General features: G+C 35.7%; 19 protein-coding genes and 1 tRNA gene. 18 read left to right on the forward strand and 2 right to left on the reverse strand.

Going from position 1 to position 16,211, the window contains the following annotated elements; genetic code table 11:
* Positions 1 to 2: 2 nt before the first annotated feature.
* From ACZ41C_RS16020 to ACZ41C_RS16100, 17 genes are all read left to right on the forward strand, one after another.
* On the forward strand, positions 3 to 5,024 hold the full coding sequence (locus ACZ41C_RS16020) for a helicase-related protein (RefSeq protein WP_464562871.1): 5,022 nt from the start codon (positions 3 to 5) through the stop codon (positions 5,022 to 5,024).
* 610 nt (positions 5,025 to 5,634) lie between these two features.
* Complete coding sequence (locus tag ACZ41C_RS16025; protein ID WP_464562873.1) at positions 5,635 to 6,249, forward strand: recombinase family protein; 615 nt, start codon at positions 5,635 to 5,637, stop codon at positions 6,247 to 6,249.
* Between the two features lie 24 nt (positions 6,250 to 6,273).
* Positions 6,274 to 7,113, forward strand: coding sequence for a three-Cys-motif partner protein TcmP (gene tcmP / locus ACZ41C_RS16030; protein ID WP_464562875.1), 840 nt, complete (start codon positions 6,274 to 6,276; stop codon positions 7,111 to 7,113).
* A 1-nt stretch (position 7,114) separates the two neighbouring features.
* Positions 7,115 to 7,840: a DUF5131 family protein gene (locus ACZ41C_RS16035; RefSeq protein WP_464562877.1), complete on the forward strand. Its 726-nt coding sequence runs from the start codon at positions 7,115 to 7,117 to the stop codon at positions 7,838 to 7,840.
* A 155-nt stretch (positions 7,841 to 7,995) separates the two neighbouring features.
* Positions 7,996 to 8,334: a hypothetical protein gene (locus tag ACZ41C_RS16040; RefSeq protein WP_464562879.1), complete on the forward strand. Its 339-nt coding sequence runs from the start codon at positions 7,996 to 7,998 to the stop codon at positions 8,332 to 8,334.
* An 81-nt stretch (positions 8,335 to 8,415) separates the two neighbouring features.
* Entirely contained in the window at positions 8,416 to 8,817 is a 402-nt protein-coding gene (locus ACZ41C_RS16045) for a hypothetical protein (RefSeq protein WP_464562881.1), read from the forward strand.
* 16 nt (positions 8,818 to 8,833) lie between these two features.
* Positions 8,834 to 9,106, forward strand: a complete 273-nt coding sequence (locus ACZ41C_RS16050) for an Imm27 family immunity protein (protein WP_464562883.1) — start codon at positions 8,834 to 8,836, stop codon at positions 9,104 to 9,106.
* 123 nt (positions 9,107 to 9,229) lie between these two features.
* Complete coding sequence (locus ACZ41C_RS16055) at positions 9,230 to 9,625, forward strand: hypothetical protein (protein ID WP_464562885.1); 396 nt, start codon at positions 9,230 to 9,232, stop codon at positions 9,623 to 9,625.
* 3 nt (positions 9,626 to 9,628) lie between these two features.
* The gene (locus ACZ41C_RS16060) at positions 9,629 to 9,871 is read left to right on the forward strand and encodes a hypothetical protein (protein WP_464562887.1); all 243 of its coding nucleotides are present in this window, start codon (positions 9,629 to 9,631) and stop codon (positions 9,869 to 9,871) included.
* 21 nt (positions 9,872 to 9,892) lie between these two features.
* Positions 9,893 to 10,441: a hypothetical protein gene (locus tag ACZ41C_RS16065; protein ID WP_464562889.1), complete on the forward strand. Its 549-nt coding sequence runs from the start codon at positions 9,893 to 9,895 to the stop codon at positions 10,439 to 10,441.
* Between the two features lie 20 nt (positions 10,442 to 10,461).
* The gene (locus ACZ41C_RS16070; protein WP_464562891.1) at positions 10,462 to 10,908 is read left to right on the forward strand and encodes a hypothetical protein; all 447 of its coding nucleotides are present in this window, start codon (positions 10,462 to 10,464) and stop codon (positions 10,906 to 10,908) included.
* A gap of 14 nt (positions 10,909 to 10,922) precedes the next feature.
* Positions 10,923 to 11,318, forward strand: coding sequence for a hypothetical protein (locus ACZ41C_RS16075; protein WP_464562893.1), 396 nt, complete (start codon positions 10,923 to 10,925; stop codon positions 11,316 to 11,318).
* Between the two features lie 18 nt (positions 11,319 to 11,336).
* Positions 11,337 to 12,047 (forward strand): hypothetical protein, encoded by a 711-nt coding sequence (locus ACZ41C_RS16080; RefSeq protein WP_464562895.1) that lies wholly within the window; start codon positions 11,337 to 11,339, stop codon positions 12,045 to 12,047.
* Entirely contained in the window at positions 12,047 to 12,532 is a 486-nt protein-coding gene (locus ACZ41C_RS16085; protein ID WP_464562897.1) for a hypothetical protein, read from the forward strand. The genes ACZ41C_RS16080 and ACZ41C_RS16085 overlap by 1 nt, the downstream gene beginning before the upstream one ends.
* 168 nt (positions 12,533 to 12,700) lie before the next feature.
* Positions 12,701 to 13,042 (forward strand): plasmid mobilization protein, encoded by a 342-nt coding sequence (locus tag ACZ41C_RS16090; RefSeq protein WP_464562899.1) that lies wholly within the window; start codon positions 12,701 to 12,703, stop codon positions 13,040 to 13,042.
* On the forward strand, positions 13,039 to 14,061 hold the full coding sequence (locus ACZ41C_RS16095) for a relaxase/mobilization nuclease domain-containing protein (protein ID WP_464562901.1): 1,023 nt from the start codon (positions 13,039 to 13,041) through the stop codon (positions 14,059 to 14,061). The genes ACZ41C_RS16090 and ACZ41C_RS16095 overlap by 4 nt, the downstream gene beginning before the upstream one ends.
* Before the next feature lie 7 nt (positions 14,062 to 14,068).
* Positions 14,069 to 14,266 (forward strand): hypothetical protein, encoded by a 198-nt coding sequence (locus ACZ41C_RS16100; protein WP_464562903.1) that lies wholly within the window; start codon positions 14,069 to 14,071, stop codon positions 14,264 to 14,266.
* A gap of 9 nt (positions 14,267 to 14,275) precedes the next feature.
* On the opposite strand, the gene ACZ41C_RS16105 is transcribed toward ACZ41C_RS16100, so the two are convergent.
* Together ACZ41C_RS16105 and ACZ41C_RS16110 are read right to left on the reverse strand one after the other, a co-directional pair.
* Positions 14,276 to 15,541 carry a tyrosine-type recombinase/integrase gene (locus tag ACZ41C_RS16105; RefSeq protein WP_464562905.1) on the reverse strand — a complete coding sequence of 422 codons (1,266 nt, stop codon included), beginning with the start codon at positions 15,539 to 15,541 and terminating at the stop codon, positions 14,276 to 14,278.
* A gap of 43 nt (positions 15,542 to 15,584) precedes the next feature.
* Positions 15,585 to 15,658: transfer RNA gene (locus ACZ41C_RS16110), tRNA-Met, on the reverse strand.
* A gap of 133 nt (positions 15,659 to 15,791) precedes the next feature.
* Between ACZ41C_RS16110 and ACZ41C_RS16115 the strand changes: the two genes are divergently transcribed.
* Positions 15,792 to 16,175 (forward strand): START-like domain-containing protein, encoded by a 384-nt coding sequence (locus ACZ41C_RS16115; RefSeq protein WP_138258050.1) that lies wholly within the window; start codon positions 15,792 to 15,794, stop codon positions 16,173 to 16,175.
* The last annotated feature ends 36 nt before the right edge of the window (positions 16,176 to 16,211 follow it).

The following is a 16,211-nucleotide window of genomic DNA, read 5'->3' on the forward strand; positions in this document are numbered from 1 at the left end:
TTATGCGCACTCAGGAACTTTCAATGATTCTGGAGGCCATTAAATCTGGAAATCCAAGGAATCTATATATCAACAATGGTGGTTTGGCCCAATTAGGCGAACTTTTATTCTATCCAAAAAAAGGTAGGGAAGAACTTCAAAAAGAACTTCTCCTAATCCTTAAAAATTCTTTTCCAAAAACCTACGGCACATTCTTGGAATCTTTGAAGAAGTACCACCTAACTAGTTATTACACGCCTAAATCTATTATTGAATATAAAATTTCATTGCTTAAAAGTGCAGGCTTCGACCCTAAAACAATCCTAGAACCGTCCGCGGGTAATGGTGCTTATGTTCAAATCCTCAAACAAGCATTTCCAAAAGCCTCTATTGTAGCTCTTGAACCTGATTTGTTGTCTTACGAAATACTTAAAAATAACAACCTACAAAGTGAAAACGTCACGGTGCTAAACACGACTTTTGAGGCCTACTATTTGGAACATCAAAACAAGACCTTTTATGATTTGGTTATTTCAAATATTCCTTTTGGAGATATACCGATTGAAAACGCTTTTGAACATAATTACATTATAGATCCTGTTCTTAAGAACGTTGGTAATTACTTCAATGCATTTGCACCCGAAATGTGTTCGATAGGTGGGGTAACAGCACTATTAATTTCATCGGCATTCAATGAAAAGTCCATTTATAATGGTCTTAGGGAGTCAATTCTAATGAAGAATGATTTGATTTTAGCAAATCGATTCAATAATATGTTGTTCAAGCAAGAAAGGACGAAAGTGGTATCTGATTTGATGCTATATCAGAGGAAACGGGATAAGTCTGAGTTAACAACCAATGAGAGGCTATTTGCCGATACTATTTCAATAGACTTAGGACAAGTGCCATATACCTCCAATGCCTTTTTTAATCAATTCCCTGGTCAGGTCAATGGTGAAGTTGTACGGGGCTATTTTCACGGTCGTCCAAATTTAACTGTCCAACCAAATGAGGAGCAACTTACCAAATTTTTGGAAAGACAACTATATTCGTTTGAATATGATTTGCATAATGCCCTTCCAAATACTTCAGTATCCAATACTTTAAAGACAAAAACAACAAATACAAATCAAGATGTTGCTAAAACACCTGAAACATCCCAGTCCAATGTAACCCAAATATCCAACAAACAAGAAATAATCAAACTCGGCGATGCCTATGTAAAAAACTATACGCGCTTATTTTTTGGCTCTTATAATTTTGATACAACTGGAAATCTTTGGTACTATCAGGATACGTATACCAAAACCAAAGTTCCCCATAAAGTCCAGGAACTAGTATCGGACTATGTTCGATTAAGAAACAATCTGGTTTTACTGCAATTGAATTTAGAAAAGGGATTGTTAAATGAACTGAACTTGCAAAAGACTTTTCAAGAAGTAGATTATCAATTGGACCTATTCCATTTTAAATGGACCAGTCTTGATGCACATAGAGTTTTTTTAAAGGAAGATTTTTACTTTTCCAGAATACGAACAAGTACAGAGTCACGTATTGAAGGCAAGGGTTATGGTAAAAATCCAAATTTTACTTTTGCGAACTTTCTTAAAGTATTACCAGAACAAACTTCAAATACTACAGTTTCTTTAAAAAAGGAACCTGAAGTTAGTAGTATTGAAGTCCTTCAGCACAGTACACCCTTAGATTACGTAAAAACGCAATTTGACCAAACAGGAAAGATAGATATAAAGAAAGTTGCTTTAGCGTTTAAAAAAACTGAAAAGGAGCTTTTGCTAGAAGGACTTTCTAAAAAGAATTTTTCCGTGCAACCCTATAATAATGGGGCAGAGATAAAATACGAAGTTGTGCCTTATTTCATTTTTGCAAGCGGTTTGATCGAAAATAAAATTATACTGATACAGAAAAGCAGTCCCCCTTATGGTTTGGACAGTAATGTGCTTATTGAAGCTTTGAATAAAGTAAAACCGGCACAACTTCCTTTAGAAGCAATCGAATTTAATTTTGAAAGTCATTTTATACCTATTCATGCCAAAGAAGCCTTCTTAAGGCAATTAATTAATGAGACAGTTAAAATCAACATTGGTCAATTTAGTTCAACCCTTACCTTATTGTTTTCACAGGATTATAATCAAGAGGCGCACGAACGTTTTAGTGTTGTTTTGGACAAGGAGGTTAGGGCAGGATATAAGCGTATTCTCCAAAGCTTTTCAGAGAATAAATACCCTATAATATTTTCTTCCTTTAAAGATGCACAAGGTAAAACCATTAAAAAATTGGATAAAGATGCCACCCTAATGGCCCAAAATATCTATGAAGAATTACAGCTACATTTTAAATCCTTTATCGAAAGTGATGAGCATTTAAAACTTGAAATTGAGCAAAATTATTACAAGGCCTTTCTAGCGGATGTTAATTTGCAAGTTCCTAAGGATTGGCTCCGTTTTCCAAATACCTTAGTTCATGAACCTTACCAACATCAAATCGATTCTGTATTATTTGGGTTGAGTAGGGGTAGTGCATTAAACGACCATCAAGTTGGTAAAGGAAAAACCTTATCCATGGCCTTATTGGCCTATAAGCTAAAACAACAAGGTAAAAGTAGAAGAACAATTCTATTGACCTTAAAAAGTGTTGCGCCGCAATTAGAACGGGAAATCAAATCTAATTTCCCTCAGCTCAATATCCTGCGATTGGACTCAAAAAATATGGCCAAATCAAAACGAGCAAGAACCTTGGGTTCCCTAGCAGCAAATAAGCGGATAGATTTGGTCATTGCTGAACATGGTCATTTAAAACAAATACCCAAACAACGTGAATTTGTGCTGGATATATTGGAGAGCAAAATACGAATGATCGACCAAGACCTTCAAACTGCCAAAGATTTTGGGAACCTTAAGGAGTCTAAAAAATTAATAAAGGGACTCATTAAACGTAAGTCCAATCTAGAGGAAAAATTGAAACATACCTTAAAGACCCTGGATGAGAAAAAGGAAGGGGATACAACCTTTTCTGATTTGCAGTTGGATGCCATACTTATAGATGAAGCCCACTATTTCAAAAACATAGGCTTTACCACAAGACATCAAAATGTTTCTGGACTTAACAATAATGCCGATAATCTGCAAAACTTGGATTTGGAAATCAGTATTGCATCCATACACCATAGGGTAGGAGCGGACAAAAATGTATTCTTTTATAGTGGTACGCCCTTAAAGAATTCTGTGACGGAGCTCTATGCCTATCAAAGGTATCTTATCCCTCAAGAACTAAAAAGAAAGCAAATCCATAATTTCGATGCTTGGGCCTCTATTTTCCTGAAACAAAGTGTTAGCATAGAACCCAATATATTTGGGGATCCCAGGATGCATGCCCGTTTCCGTTATTTTATCAACTTGCCTGAGTTGAGTAAAATGTACAATTCCTTCACACATATCTGTAGGGATAAGCATTTTAAAACACATAACCTTAAACTGGATAGGGATTTTGTGATATTGGAAAGTTCGCCTGCCTACGAAGACCTAAAAGCTGCATCTCTTGATTTTACCAAAAATAGAAATCAAAAAAACCTCTTTACCATTCCTATGTATAATGAAGGCCAGATGAAATCAGCACATATAACTGCTTTGAACATCAATAGAAGTTTACTGATTGACCCTTTATCAAAAGAAAACATATCTATTTCATTTTCTGAAAAGGACCAATTTAAACTAAGAAGAATTGCTAAGGATATAGCTGAGCTTTATCATCAAACAAACCCACATAAAGGGGTTTGTTTGGTATTTAGTGATTTGAACGTTTGGAAGCCAAATCAATACAATACCTATAACACTCTTGCACAATTCTTGATGGATGAACATCAAATTCCCAAAACCGAAATTGCCTTTGCACAAGAACGCAAGGCAAAAAATGCTACCGAAAAATTTCAAAGGGATATAAATGACGGAACTATTCGTATAGCTATGGGTAGTACACAAGTACTTGGTACAGGTACTAATATCCAAAAAAGGGTAGTCGGGATTTTTCACATGGATATTCCTTATTCACCCGATGCTTTTGACCAAAGAGCGGGAAGAGGATTGAGAAAGGGTAATGAAATAGCGAAGCATTATAAAAATAGGGTAATTGAGCGCTTTTATGGTATTAAGGACACCACCGATATTTTTTCTTATTCATTGAACACCCATAAGGAAAAATTCAGGGAACAGATTCGTGAAGCAGATCCAAAACAAAGAGTATATGATGATTTAATCCCAGACGATAAAAACCTATCCTATGCACAAATGCAAGCAGCCTTAATTGGGGATATGGAACAGTTTCAGTTGGTCAAGTTATCCGATGACCTAAAGTTCTTACAAGCGCAAAAAAGATTGTTTGAGCTCAATAAAGCAAACTCATTTAAGATAATAGACAGGATTAAGTCTGAAAATAAAGAAATTAAAGCACAGCTATTCGAACTAGAAAATACAAAGCAAAGTTTAGGCGCAGCTATGGTCGCAGAATTGGTATCGGATTCCCCTTTTTTTGAGCCATTGACGATAATCGAAAAATTAATTCATGGTACTTCTTTGGAAATGAAATTGAATGCTTACGATAATGTAAAACAAAAGATTGAACATCTAAACAGCTCCCTAGTTTTGAAATCTAAACTTAATGTAAACTATAGTAGGAGGGTGCTCGTGACCAATTTACCTTCAATTCAAGCCAATTTGGTTTTTGTGGCAGATTATGTGCCTAGCCAAAAACACTATTTGTTTTCATATGGTCTAGAACTAAAACATGGTGTAATTCAAGGCAAACGTCAACAAAGATTTGACCCAGAAAAAATTCATCTTCAACTACTTAATCTTGTCAAAAAAATGGAGAGTGAAATCCGGATGAAGAAATTTGATCTTAACCATAACTTAAAGTCCTTGGAAACCCATCAAAAGAAGGTCACTATTGAGTTTCCAAAAGAGAAACAAATGAAGATTTCAATTTTAAACGAAGAAATCAAAACCATACAACGTAGAAGGGCTATAGGGTAGTCCCAAATGCTAGCTATTAGTTGCAATATTTTTTAACCCAAAAGGTTGTCGCGTATCAACCTTTTCCTTTCCCTGCCCATAAAATATTTTTTAACGAGCTCTGAGCAACATACTTCTTACATTCTTAACAGTTGCGCCTGGGGGCGCTTATGGCTAGGGGAAAGAAGATAAAGGTGGATTTATCAAGGTATATGGCGGATATTCTGACGGACATTGCATAATTTGAAGGATATCCAAACATAAAATCATGCTGACCTTTGATCTCTTACTACAAAAATTTTCGTTATTCGGTTTTATCTGTTTTCTATTCGTATTGCTTTTGGGGCTTTATCGGGTTAAACGAATATCTAGATTGCCTTTGATTGTGTTTCTAATTGTACTCTTTGCAATACCTGGCATATCAGGTCTACTTTGGTTATTTGCTGCTTATGAGGTGGCAGTTTGGGGGTGGTGGGTTAGCAAAAAGTTCAATTAAAGGGTCCTGGTTTTTGAAACTTAAACCACCGTTTTATTGAACTTATAGTATGTTCAATGTTCATTATTTTTAAAAAGTTCATTTTATCGTACTAATTAATTAGTTTAATTTTTCACATATAATTAAACTTAAGCCATGGTTTTTGGATATGCCCGGGTAAGTACTGCAGAACAAAGTCTGGATTTACAATTGGATGCGCTTCTCAAAGAAGGAATTGCCCAAAAGAATATTTATACAGATAAAGTTTCGAGCACCAAGGAAGAACGGAAAAGTCTGGCCAAGCTGCTGGACTATGTTCGAGAAGGCGACACGATTGTGGTTTGGAAACTGGACCGGTTGGCGAGGAGCCTGATTCATTTCACAAAGCTGATGCAAGAACTCGATGAAAAGGGTGTAAAATTTCGAAGTATTACAGAATCCTTTATCGATACGACCAAAAAGTCTTCCCAATCAGAATTCATCATCAATATCTTTGCGGCTTTGGCACAACTGGAACGTGATATAATCATTGAACGGACTAAGGCCGGTTTGGAATCTGCCAAACGCCGGGGAAAAGTTTTGGGTGCCCCGAAAGGAATTAGTAAGAAAAACCAACAAAAGGCCGTACTTTGTGAGGAGTATTTTAAGGAAGGAAAGCTTTCTGTATCAGAAATATGTGAACGATTGGATATTTCAAGGGCAACCTACTATAAGTACTTAAGGTTTAGAGGGCTTTCAGGCCAATTGAGACCATATGGACAAGTAGATTAGTGGATTAATAAGACACCAATAAGTATGGCGAAGAATTTTAAAGCAATTCAAATAGTCCAGGATGATTCTTTAGAACTTATGGAAGTTGGGAACTGGTCACAGAAGAAATACAAATTAGTTGGGAAATACTGTGATATTTTTACGTCCGGAATGCGAAATAAATGGAATCTTATCTACATCGATTTATTTTGTGGCCCTGGATTCGTGAAAAACAAACAATCTGGCGCAATACTCAAAAACAGTGCTTTAATAGCAATGAGTTTGCAACATAAATTCAACTTTTATGCTTTAAATGATTTCAACTCCAAAAACTGTGAGGCATTAGAGACCAGAATAAAAAGGTTATACCCAAACATATCATATAACATTTTCAATCTTGATGCAAACACAAACATTGAAGAAATAATTCAGCAAATACCTGAATTCAATAATGGAAAGCCTGATTTATTCTTCTGCTTTCTTGATCCTTTTTCGTTAAACCTAAACTTTGAAACAGTCCGAACCTTAGCAAGATTCCAATCCGATTTCCTAATTCTACATGCCCTTCAAATGGATGCCAGAAGAAATATTGTAAAGTATATGGGTCAATCAAACGATACCGTTGAAAAGTTTTTAGGTAACTCAAATTGGAGAAATAAATATCAAGAGCAAGAATACATCCAAAAAGATTTTACAAAATTTCTATCTGAGGAGTATGATAGTTCCATGAATGTGTTGGGCTATGAACCGGCAAAAAAGGAAATTATCAAGAATACGCAAGGAAATGGAATATATTATCTTGCCTTTTATTCGAAACATTCAAGAGGTTTGGATTTTTTCGAGAAAGTAAGCAAGGGGGATAATGATCAATTAGAACTTTTTTAATATGGCACAATCAAGTATTGAATGGACTGAAATGACATGGAACCCAACAACCGGATGTACAAAAGTATCGCAGGGGTGCAAATTTTGTTATGCTGAAATTATGTCCAGACGATTAAAATCCATGGGAGTTGATAAATATAAAGACAATTTTAAAGTTCGAACACATAATTCGGCTTTAAAAGTGCCCTATACTTGGAAAAAATCAAAAGTTGTTTTTGTCAACTCAATGTCGGATCTCTTTCATGAAGAGATTCCGATTGCCTTCATTCGAAAAGTATTTAAAGTGATGAACGACAATCCTCAACATGTCTTTCAAGTATTGACTAAGAGAGCCGAAAGGCTTTTAGAACTACATGAAGAATTAAAATGGAGTCACAATATTTGGATGGGCGTTTCAGTTGAAGATCAAAAAGTAGAAAACCGAATAGATTTTTTAAGAAAAACGAATGCACGAGTAAAGTTTTTATCTCTTGAACCATTAATCGGCCCTTTACCACACTTAAACCTGAAAAACATCGATTGGGTAATAGTCGGGGGAGAAAGCGGACATAACCCAAGACCTATGGATGCTGAATGGGTAATTGATATTCAACAACAATGTGAAAATTCGGATGTTGCATTTTTTTTCAAACAATGGGGTGGAAAAAATAAAAAAAGGAACGGAAGAGAATTAAACGGACGAACATATGATGAAATGCCTGAGATTGAATTACAACATAGTGTTTGAGAATTGTTATGTAGCCTTCCGCATTTACAACACTTTATAATTTATAAGTTGTAACTTTAATTGAAAGTTCAAATAAACGATGTGCTTTTCCCCCTGGGCACCGAACCGGACGAGCTTACCAAGTTGATGCGAAACATGGATAACGATAAAATCAAATGAAAATAAATCGTTCACAGAAGGGAGCGTTAGGTTTTTTTTTAATAACCTGGGCTATTTTAAATATAGTCCTAAATGCAATTTTTTATGATGATTTAACAAGGAACGGTTTTTTAGGTTTTATGTTATTGGTACTTTTTGTTGGCATTTATCTTTCAATCACAAGTTGGTCATCAAAACAAAGTGGAAAAGAGCCGAGACCAAAAGACGAATTAAATAAGAAATTGGAAGACCTGTTTAGCTCTTTCAATAAAGACAGTAACTCTGAGGATGAAGAATTGTCCGAAGAATTTTTAAGCGACATGAGAGACAACAATGGTGATAACTTAAACAATTAAAGAAAATGAAAATACAGGACAGGCCGTTAAAATCAAGAAATTGATAAAGTTCAATAAACTATTGAATCTAAAAAAGACATCATGCCAAAGTTTACAATTACATGTTTAATTCTCATATGCTTGATGTCTTGTGCTCAAGATTTGAAGTGTACGGATTTTCATAATGGACAATTTTTGGTTTTAGCAGATTCAATTTATTCAGAATCTTCCAGATATTCTAGAAAAGGCACAAGGCAAGTTGAATGGTCCGAGCTTGGAGATAGCGTTTATGTTAACGTGAAATACGTTGACGATTGCAATTGGATTTTGACTTATGATACCAAATCGAATGAACTCGATGAAATAGAAAAATTAATAAATGCTTCTGGAGGAATGCAATTGGAAACCATTGAAATAAGAGGAGATACCTTATTCTATAATGGCGTTCTAAAGAATGACACATTGAATTTTGTTCAGCCGGGAAGTATTTTAAAACTCAAATAACAAAGTTCAAAAAACAATGAAGTACAAGGGTTTTGAGTTCTTTGGGTTTACAGAAAATCTAATACAATCACTTAAATTGAAAAAGGAAGACACAGACTCTGAAAACTGGTTTATTTTTTATAAAAGCCAAAAAAGCAATTGGATTAAGTTTTATCCATTCGCTGAATATCATGGTGGTGGAGTACCTTATTTGATAAATATCGGTCCAAATGATTTTCGTTTATGGTTAAAGGAAAATGAAAACTTCGTAGCCTCTATAAGAGAGTTGATAAACTCAAAAGTTCAATAAAGCGATAATTAAAACATATTCAAAGGGTTACAAAAAAACTTTAACTTTCGGTTAGATATTGGCATTGGTTACAAAAAATTTGTAACCAACTGATTTTAAATCTAAAAGTTCAAAAAAACGGTTATGGAATTAAGCGCAATATTGAGTGGTTTGATAAAAATATTTGGTTCAATTACCACTATTGGAAAAGATAGGAGAGAGCTAAAAGATTCTGCTTTAAGGGCAATAAATACAGCCTTGGTAGAAACTTACCTCTACTATAGAGATGTCAAACCAGAATCCAGAGATTTGGATAGAGAAGCAATACTTGTTAAATATTGGGCTGCAGCTGCTATTCCAATAAGACATTTTGATTCCGAGCTGGCTGATATCTGTTCTTTGAAAGCTGATTATTGGCTTAATCCCCAAAATTATAATGACAACCAAATAGTTGAATTGGGCATTGAACTTGATAATGTAAGACAAGCTTACAGAAGGCATTTACCACCTGTGTATGCATTTAAGAAAAAGTCCAATTAAACAATGAAGCCCATGGAGTGGAATGAATATCCGAATAGTTGCCCCAAATTCTCTGGTCCATATTTAATATCGGTAAAGATGAATCTTGTAGATGCTGAGTATTTTTTTAGGGCAATTGCATACTATAATCAGGATGAAAGGACTTGGTTTAAATGGGATCCTTTCAACTTTAAAAATGAAATAGGGGAAAGAATTGAACAAAAAGTTATTGCCTGGAAGAAAATAGGACCAGTTTATTCTGAATAAAGTTCAAAAAAAACGATACACATGATAAAGAAAATTCTTGCTCTCATAATAATAGGAATACCATTAGTCTGCCATTCCCAGTTATCGAAATCTCTGGCAAAAATGAAATCCGATGCAGAACCAGATTTTGCCAACTATGAGCAATTGTTTTTTGATGCAACAAAATATATCTTCGACAATCCTGTAAATTTTAAATCCGAGGAATTTGTAAGTGCCTGTCGAATCGTGGATTTTTGGAAGAATGAGGATACAGGAATTAATGTTCCCATATTTGGAAACTTTTACAATGCATTAAACCCTGAAAGTAATCAGCGTTATTTCTATATGATTGCCATCACCCATTATATTTTGGAAGAAAAGCTTAACAATGACCGGTATCTGAAAAACATGAAAATTGATGGCCAGAAATTTAGCGAACAAGAGGATGTTCGCGAATCTCAGATTGGAGGAGCAAAGATTTTTTTAGATTACGTTTCAAAGGAAACTAATGGAATTTCTATAAATTCAAAAGCAAAGAAATTTTTAAAAGCTCACAAAAAAGGTGAATTAGAGAAAGTCTTTTTCAATTAGACCAAAAGTTCAATAAAACTATGACCCTCTATTGGTATAAATTATTGGAGAAAAAGGCAAGGCAAGGCGATACTGGATTTACAATCCCTTACTTAATTGGAGCACCTACATGTCTTAATAAACCGGTAGAATTCAATATTAATAGTTTATTGAATGAGGTGGCCGATAATCAAATAGGAGAAGTAATGCTTATATATTGCAACACTACAAGAGATTTTATAATGACTATCAGCAGTTCTTTTATTTTGGCTAAGAGCTACTATAAGCATAGGAAATTTGGAAACTTACTAGTTGTTACAGAAAAAAATTTAAAGGGTCTTGACCATTTGAATCACATTATATGCTCATTCGAAATTGATTATCAAAACTCGATTGATTCAGAGAATTTTTCTGTTGTAAATGGGGAGCCACAAAAATACTCGCAAGAAGATGTAAGTTTTATAACCCAATGTTTAAAGTCCAATTAAACTAAATCATCTAGATGAATAGAACTGAAATCAATTATACATTCGAATTCGATTTTTATGAGTCATTGCAACTAATTAAATTATTAGAGGATTCAATTAAAAGTATTTGGTCTCAAATACCTATCAAGGAAAGGGAGGCGAGAGAATGTGAGATTAAGATGAACAGTTTTAGAGATAAAATAAACGCTAAGAAAACTAATTTCTTTTCTAACTATGAGGAATCATATTTAAAATATAAATCAGAAGTCCATGAAATCGAAAAGGAAATTCATGCTTTGAAAAGTAAAAAAATGGGGCTGCTTGAAATTTATATCAAAATTGCTAATACCTTATTTGCTAATCGAGCATTTGATTTGGAGCTTTCAGAAGAAAATTATAGTAGATGGAGGAAGGACCTAAACTTAGATTAACCAAAGTTTAAATAAATTATGAATAATAGCACAATACAGACTATTGATTTTACTATGCTAGGAAAAAGTAATAATTCCACTGCCATAAATGATGTTCTCAGTAATCTGTTCGTTTATCTTATTCATCAGGACAATCTTAAAATAGGTCAGAAGGATACCTTCCGAAAGGTATTAGCAGAAAAAAACTTACCCATGTTGGATATGGCCAAGCAGTTTGCTATTCATTTGATTAATAATTTTTCAGATGAAGTAGTACAAGAACTTTCTGCCATTCAAACAAAAGGTTTACGGTTTAAAAACATACTGGATAATGAAGTGCTCGTTGATTTTGTGGAAATGGAACTAATAGACCCCACTACCACATACCGAAAGTGGGAATTTGGAAAATTTGCCATAGAACACTTTATCAATGATATCAACAATACAGAATTAGAGAGAATAAAAAGTGATAACGAAATTGGATTTGAAGAGTTTATAGAATTATTCGCTTCAAACTTAGATAACCAAGAGACTAAATTGGACGATCAAGAGAAGCTGTTCTTAATTGTGGCTTTAAGGCACAAGTTGTCTGAAAACAAACTGAATATACCTACTTACGATATAGTGGGGAGTTCCGTGCAGCGCAACCTTTTAGGAATGTCCCTACGTATGGATATCCTCAAAAATTCCTTCAGGGAATCCCTCTCCCTAACCATAAAAAACCAAAATAGAAAAGGCCCCAAGCGATAATGAACGCCAGAAAGTTGCTTACATACCTGGACCAACTCGAAAGGGAGCCAAACCTAAAAGTCAATGGGAACACTTACACCCTGGAACAGGTTAAACTGGCCAAAAAGATTACTGCCGATATAGAGTTGGAACTTGGAGTAAAGCCTTCAAAACCAAAATTATCAAGAAGACGGGCATTTATAGTCATTTTGGAAGAGTTATATTATGATGTTCCTGAATACCCTAAGGAGTTATCATTGGATGCGATTAACTGTCGAGCTATACAACGCTTTGAGTTTGCCCAACGTACCTTAAATGGGCTGACGACCCCTCATGAAATCCACCCAAAAGATGCTTGTCGGTTTTTCGAGGACAACGGTAGCAAAAAAATGAACTACAGAAGGGCGCTATCCCATCTGGTAAATTATCGTTTCTTGTTTTTTCAGATTGCCCCAGCTGCAGAATCCCTTAAAAAGAAATACCAAGAGGTTTTACTTTGTTCCTAAAAAGTGGTGTACACTTTTTTATGTACATCACTTAAAAACCATTCCTTCACTTGCCCTTAGGTTTGCCATAAGTTAATCGGAGGTCACGTAGCAAGCCATGTTTTTGCAAGCAAAAACAGCTCACTTTGTTCGCAGGCTTGTTGGGGATCCTCCCCAAACCCCATAATTATGGCACGTCCAAAAAAGGATATTGAATCATTGAAAGCGATACGGGTCAACGTTCGGATGACGGTCAACGAATACCTGATCGTCTCCGGGAATGCGGCAACATTGGGTATGGGAATACCGGATTATATCCGAAAAAAAGTAATAGGCGGACCGCTACCGAGAACCAAGGTAACGCCGGAGGATAGAAGACTGTTCGTGGAGTTGAGCCGTATAGGCAACAACATCAACCAGCTTTCCAAAAATTCCCATCTGCGCATGCACGTTCCAAAAAATCTGTCTCTACAGTTGTCAGAACTACGGAATCTTTTAGGCGAATTAAAATCAAATATCAAGGATAAATGATAGCCAAGCAGATAAAGGGAAAGGATTTTTACGGACTGTTGGCCTACAACCAAAAAAAGGTTGAACTAGGCCAGGCCAGTGTGTTGGATGCCAACATCGATTTGGGCAACGCGGTGGATATGTCCAAGGAATTCAATTTGGTCAGGCAGTTACGTCCCAGGTTGGGCAAAGCCGTGTACCACGTTTCCCTTAACCTTCCGCCCGATGAAAAAATGAACGATAAAAATTTTGTTTCTATGGGATTGGACTATCTAAAGGGAATGGGATTCGACGATAATCAATATATCATGTTCCGTCACGATGACCAAAGTCACCAACATATCCATATTGTGGCGAACAGAGTAAAATTTTCCGGAGAATTGGTAACCGATAGCAAGGATTACAAGCGAAGTGAGCTTTTGGTAAGAAAATTGGAGCAGAAATATGGACTTTCCCAACTTACCGAGGAACCTTCTGTGCGAAAGGCGGCCCTAACACAAAACGAAATCGAGAAAACGCTTAGGACGGGCAACGCACCTGTAAAAAGTTTATTGCAACACCAATTGATGGAGGCTTTAAAGCGCTCGGAAAATATAGAGGAGTTGATTTATCAATTACAGAAAAAAAGTATTGAGCCAAAATTTAACATCAGTAAGACTACAGGAAGAGTTTCCGGCATTTCCTTCCGATACGAAGGAGTTATTTATAAGGGAAGCAGCTTGGGAAGGCAATATTCATGGAACAACATCATAAAACAAATCGACTATGAACAAATCAGAGACCGTGCAATTGTTCTCCAAACTAATGCAGCAGAACAAGGAGATTTTAGAGGAATTAGCGCAGATAAAGAAAGGCCAGGAGAAAATCAGAAACAATCAAAAAGTATTATCGGAAGGGCAGGGGAAGTTATTGGCCAACCAACGGATCATTTGGGACTTTCTGAAAAAGATGTCCTAGGGCAGGACCCGTTCAACAATTTCAAAAACGAATTGGATAGTTCGATTTGGAGAAGGCGAAGAAGAAAGGGTAGAAGTAGATAACAAAAAAATGGGTCTAGGTGCGGAAAACATATTAAACCTTTTGGTCGATAGCCTTACAGTTGAGGAACTGGAGGCAGCACTTGAGCGCAAAAAAGGTGTTTCAAATAACCGTCCAAGACCCATGACCGAAAAAGAACGCCTATTCGATGAATATAGAAAGCGAATTATAGCATTGGGCATTGTTCATCCACCTAAATCTATTTGACTTAAAAATCTAATTTAAATATCCGCTATAATCCTTCGGCAATTCCGCATCGATGTCCCTTAAATAAGCCTTTAAGGCGTCTAATGTCGAATGTCCAGTAATCAACATGAGTCTGTCATAAGTCTCGGTAGTAGAGTAATTTTTTCTCAGTTCACGGTACAGCTTCGTTATAAAGGTATGTCGAAAGGAGTAGACTGTATGGTCTTTGCCCAATTGAAACGAATTTCCTTCCTCTTTTAAAAACAGGTTATATTGAATCTTTGCTTTCTTGAAGCGCTTTGAAAAATAGTTTCGCTTATTATTTTCTGTGGTGTCCCAAGGACCGACGCCACCAGGCGTGACCAGAAAATGGTTGGCATTTGAAAAATCAAGTTTTTTCATCTCATCCAGGATCAGATCTGGGATAATTTTTGTTTTTACCAATTTGTTCTTGGCTTTTACCTGAAGTTCCTTTTCCTTAATATTGATATCACCTACCTTTAATCGGCACACTTCTATCGGCCTTAAAAAATTATAAGATACCATTTTAATGAAGAAAAGAAGTTGTGGGTCATTTACCTTTAAAAATTCATAAAGACCATCAACAGTATTTAAAGCATATGTCTTGTTCCGTTTTGGATTGGTCTTTAACTTCTTAATATTGTGTATAAAATTTCGAGGAATAATTTCATTGTCCTCCAAAACAGAAAAAAGAGCACCCAATACTACTTTGGTATTGTTTCGGTTACGGGCACTGGATGTTTTTTGTATCTGGTTAAGATGCCCATTTACCACTTTTTTGTCAATATCAAGAATATTCCGTTCAAGAAGCCCCTGGTCTTTTAAATACTTTTTAAATCTTCCTAATCGACTCCTATAGTCCCTAATTGATGTCTCGCTCAAAAGATTTTTCTTAAGGTCAAAGGCAAAGTCAAGTGCTGATTCAGCGGTATAGGCCATGATTTTGCCATCCACTTTTTCTACATAGGGAGAATAACCATCTTTCAACATTTGATGCAGCGCATCACGAATCAACTGTAAATGGAACAAACGCTCTTTTTTGGACTTGTATCTTTGATTGACCTTGAGCATAACGGGTGTTTGCCGTTTTAGAATGGGATTTCCTTTACTATCCTTTTTTGTAGGATGTGCGAAAGAATAATACACATACCAACGCTTGGAGAGGTCAAAATCGTCCCCACCATGGTAAATTTTTGGCTCCGTAAATTTCTTTTTCAAACCGTGACTGTATACGGTAGCGTATACGGTTTGTAAGGTATTAAAAAAATAACCCATTGACAAGAGGTTTAAGAACCTGTTATTCAATGGGTTGCAATTGTAGCGAGAGAGGGACTTGAACCCTCGGCCTCCGGGTTATGAATCCGACGCTCTAACCAGCTGAGCTACCTCGCCATGGTAATTTTTGCGGCTGCAAATATAGAGTTTAATTTTTTGTTCATCAACATATGAGGTCTAAAAAATATTAAGCATCTTTTATTTTTTAATCATATAGAAATATATATATTGGGCGCATAAAGACGATCGAATGAGCGAAAAAATTAAATTTGAAATAGAGTACGTTATACAATCCTCCCCCCAATTACTTTATCAATACTTGGTAACACCCTCCGGCCTTTCCGAATGGTTTGCCGATAATGTAAATTCACGGGGTGAGAAATATATTTTTATTTGGGACGGTGCAGAGGAAGAAGCAAAATTACTGAAAAGAAAATCCGATGAATTTGTACGCTTTTCTTGGGCCGAAGGTGATGAAGGAACCTATTTTGAGATGAAGATTATTGTCGATGAGATTACCAAGGATGTATCGCTATTCATAACCGATTTTGCCGAAGAGGACGAAGTGGACGAGGCAAAGATGTTATGGGAGAACCAAGTATCCGATTTAAAACAGGTGCTAGGATCAAAATAGAATTTCTTTATGAAACCGTATCTTTGGGCCTTTAAA

The sequence above is a fragment of the Maribacter sp. C-4077 genome, from assembly GCF_055378385.1.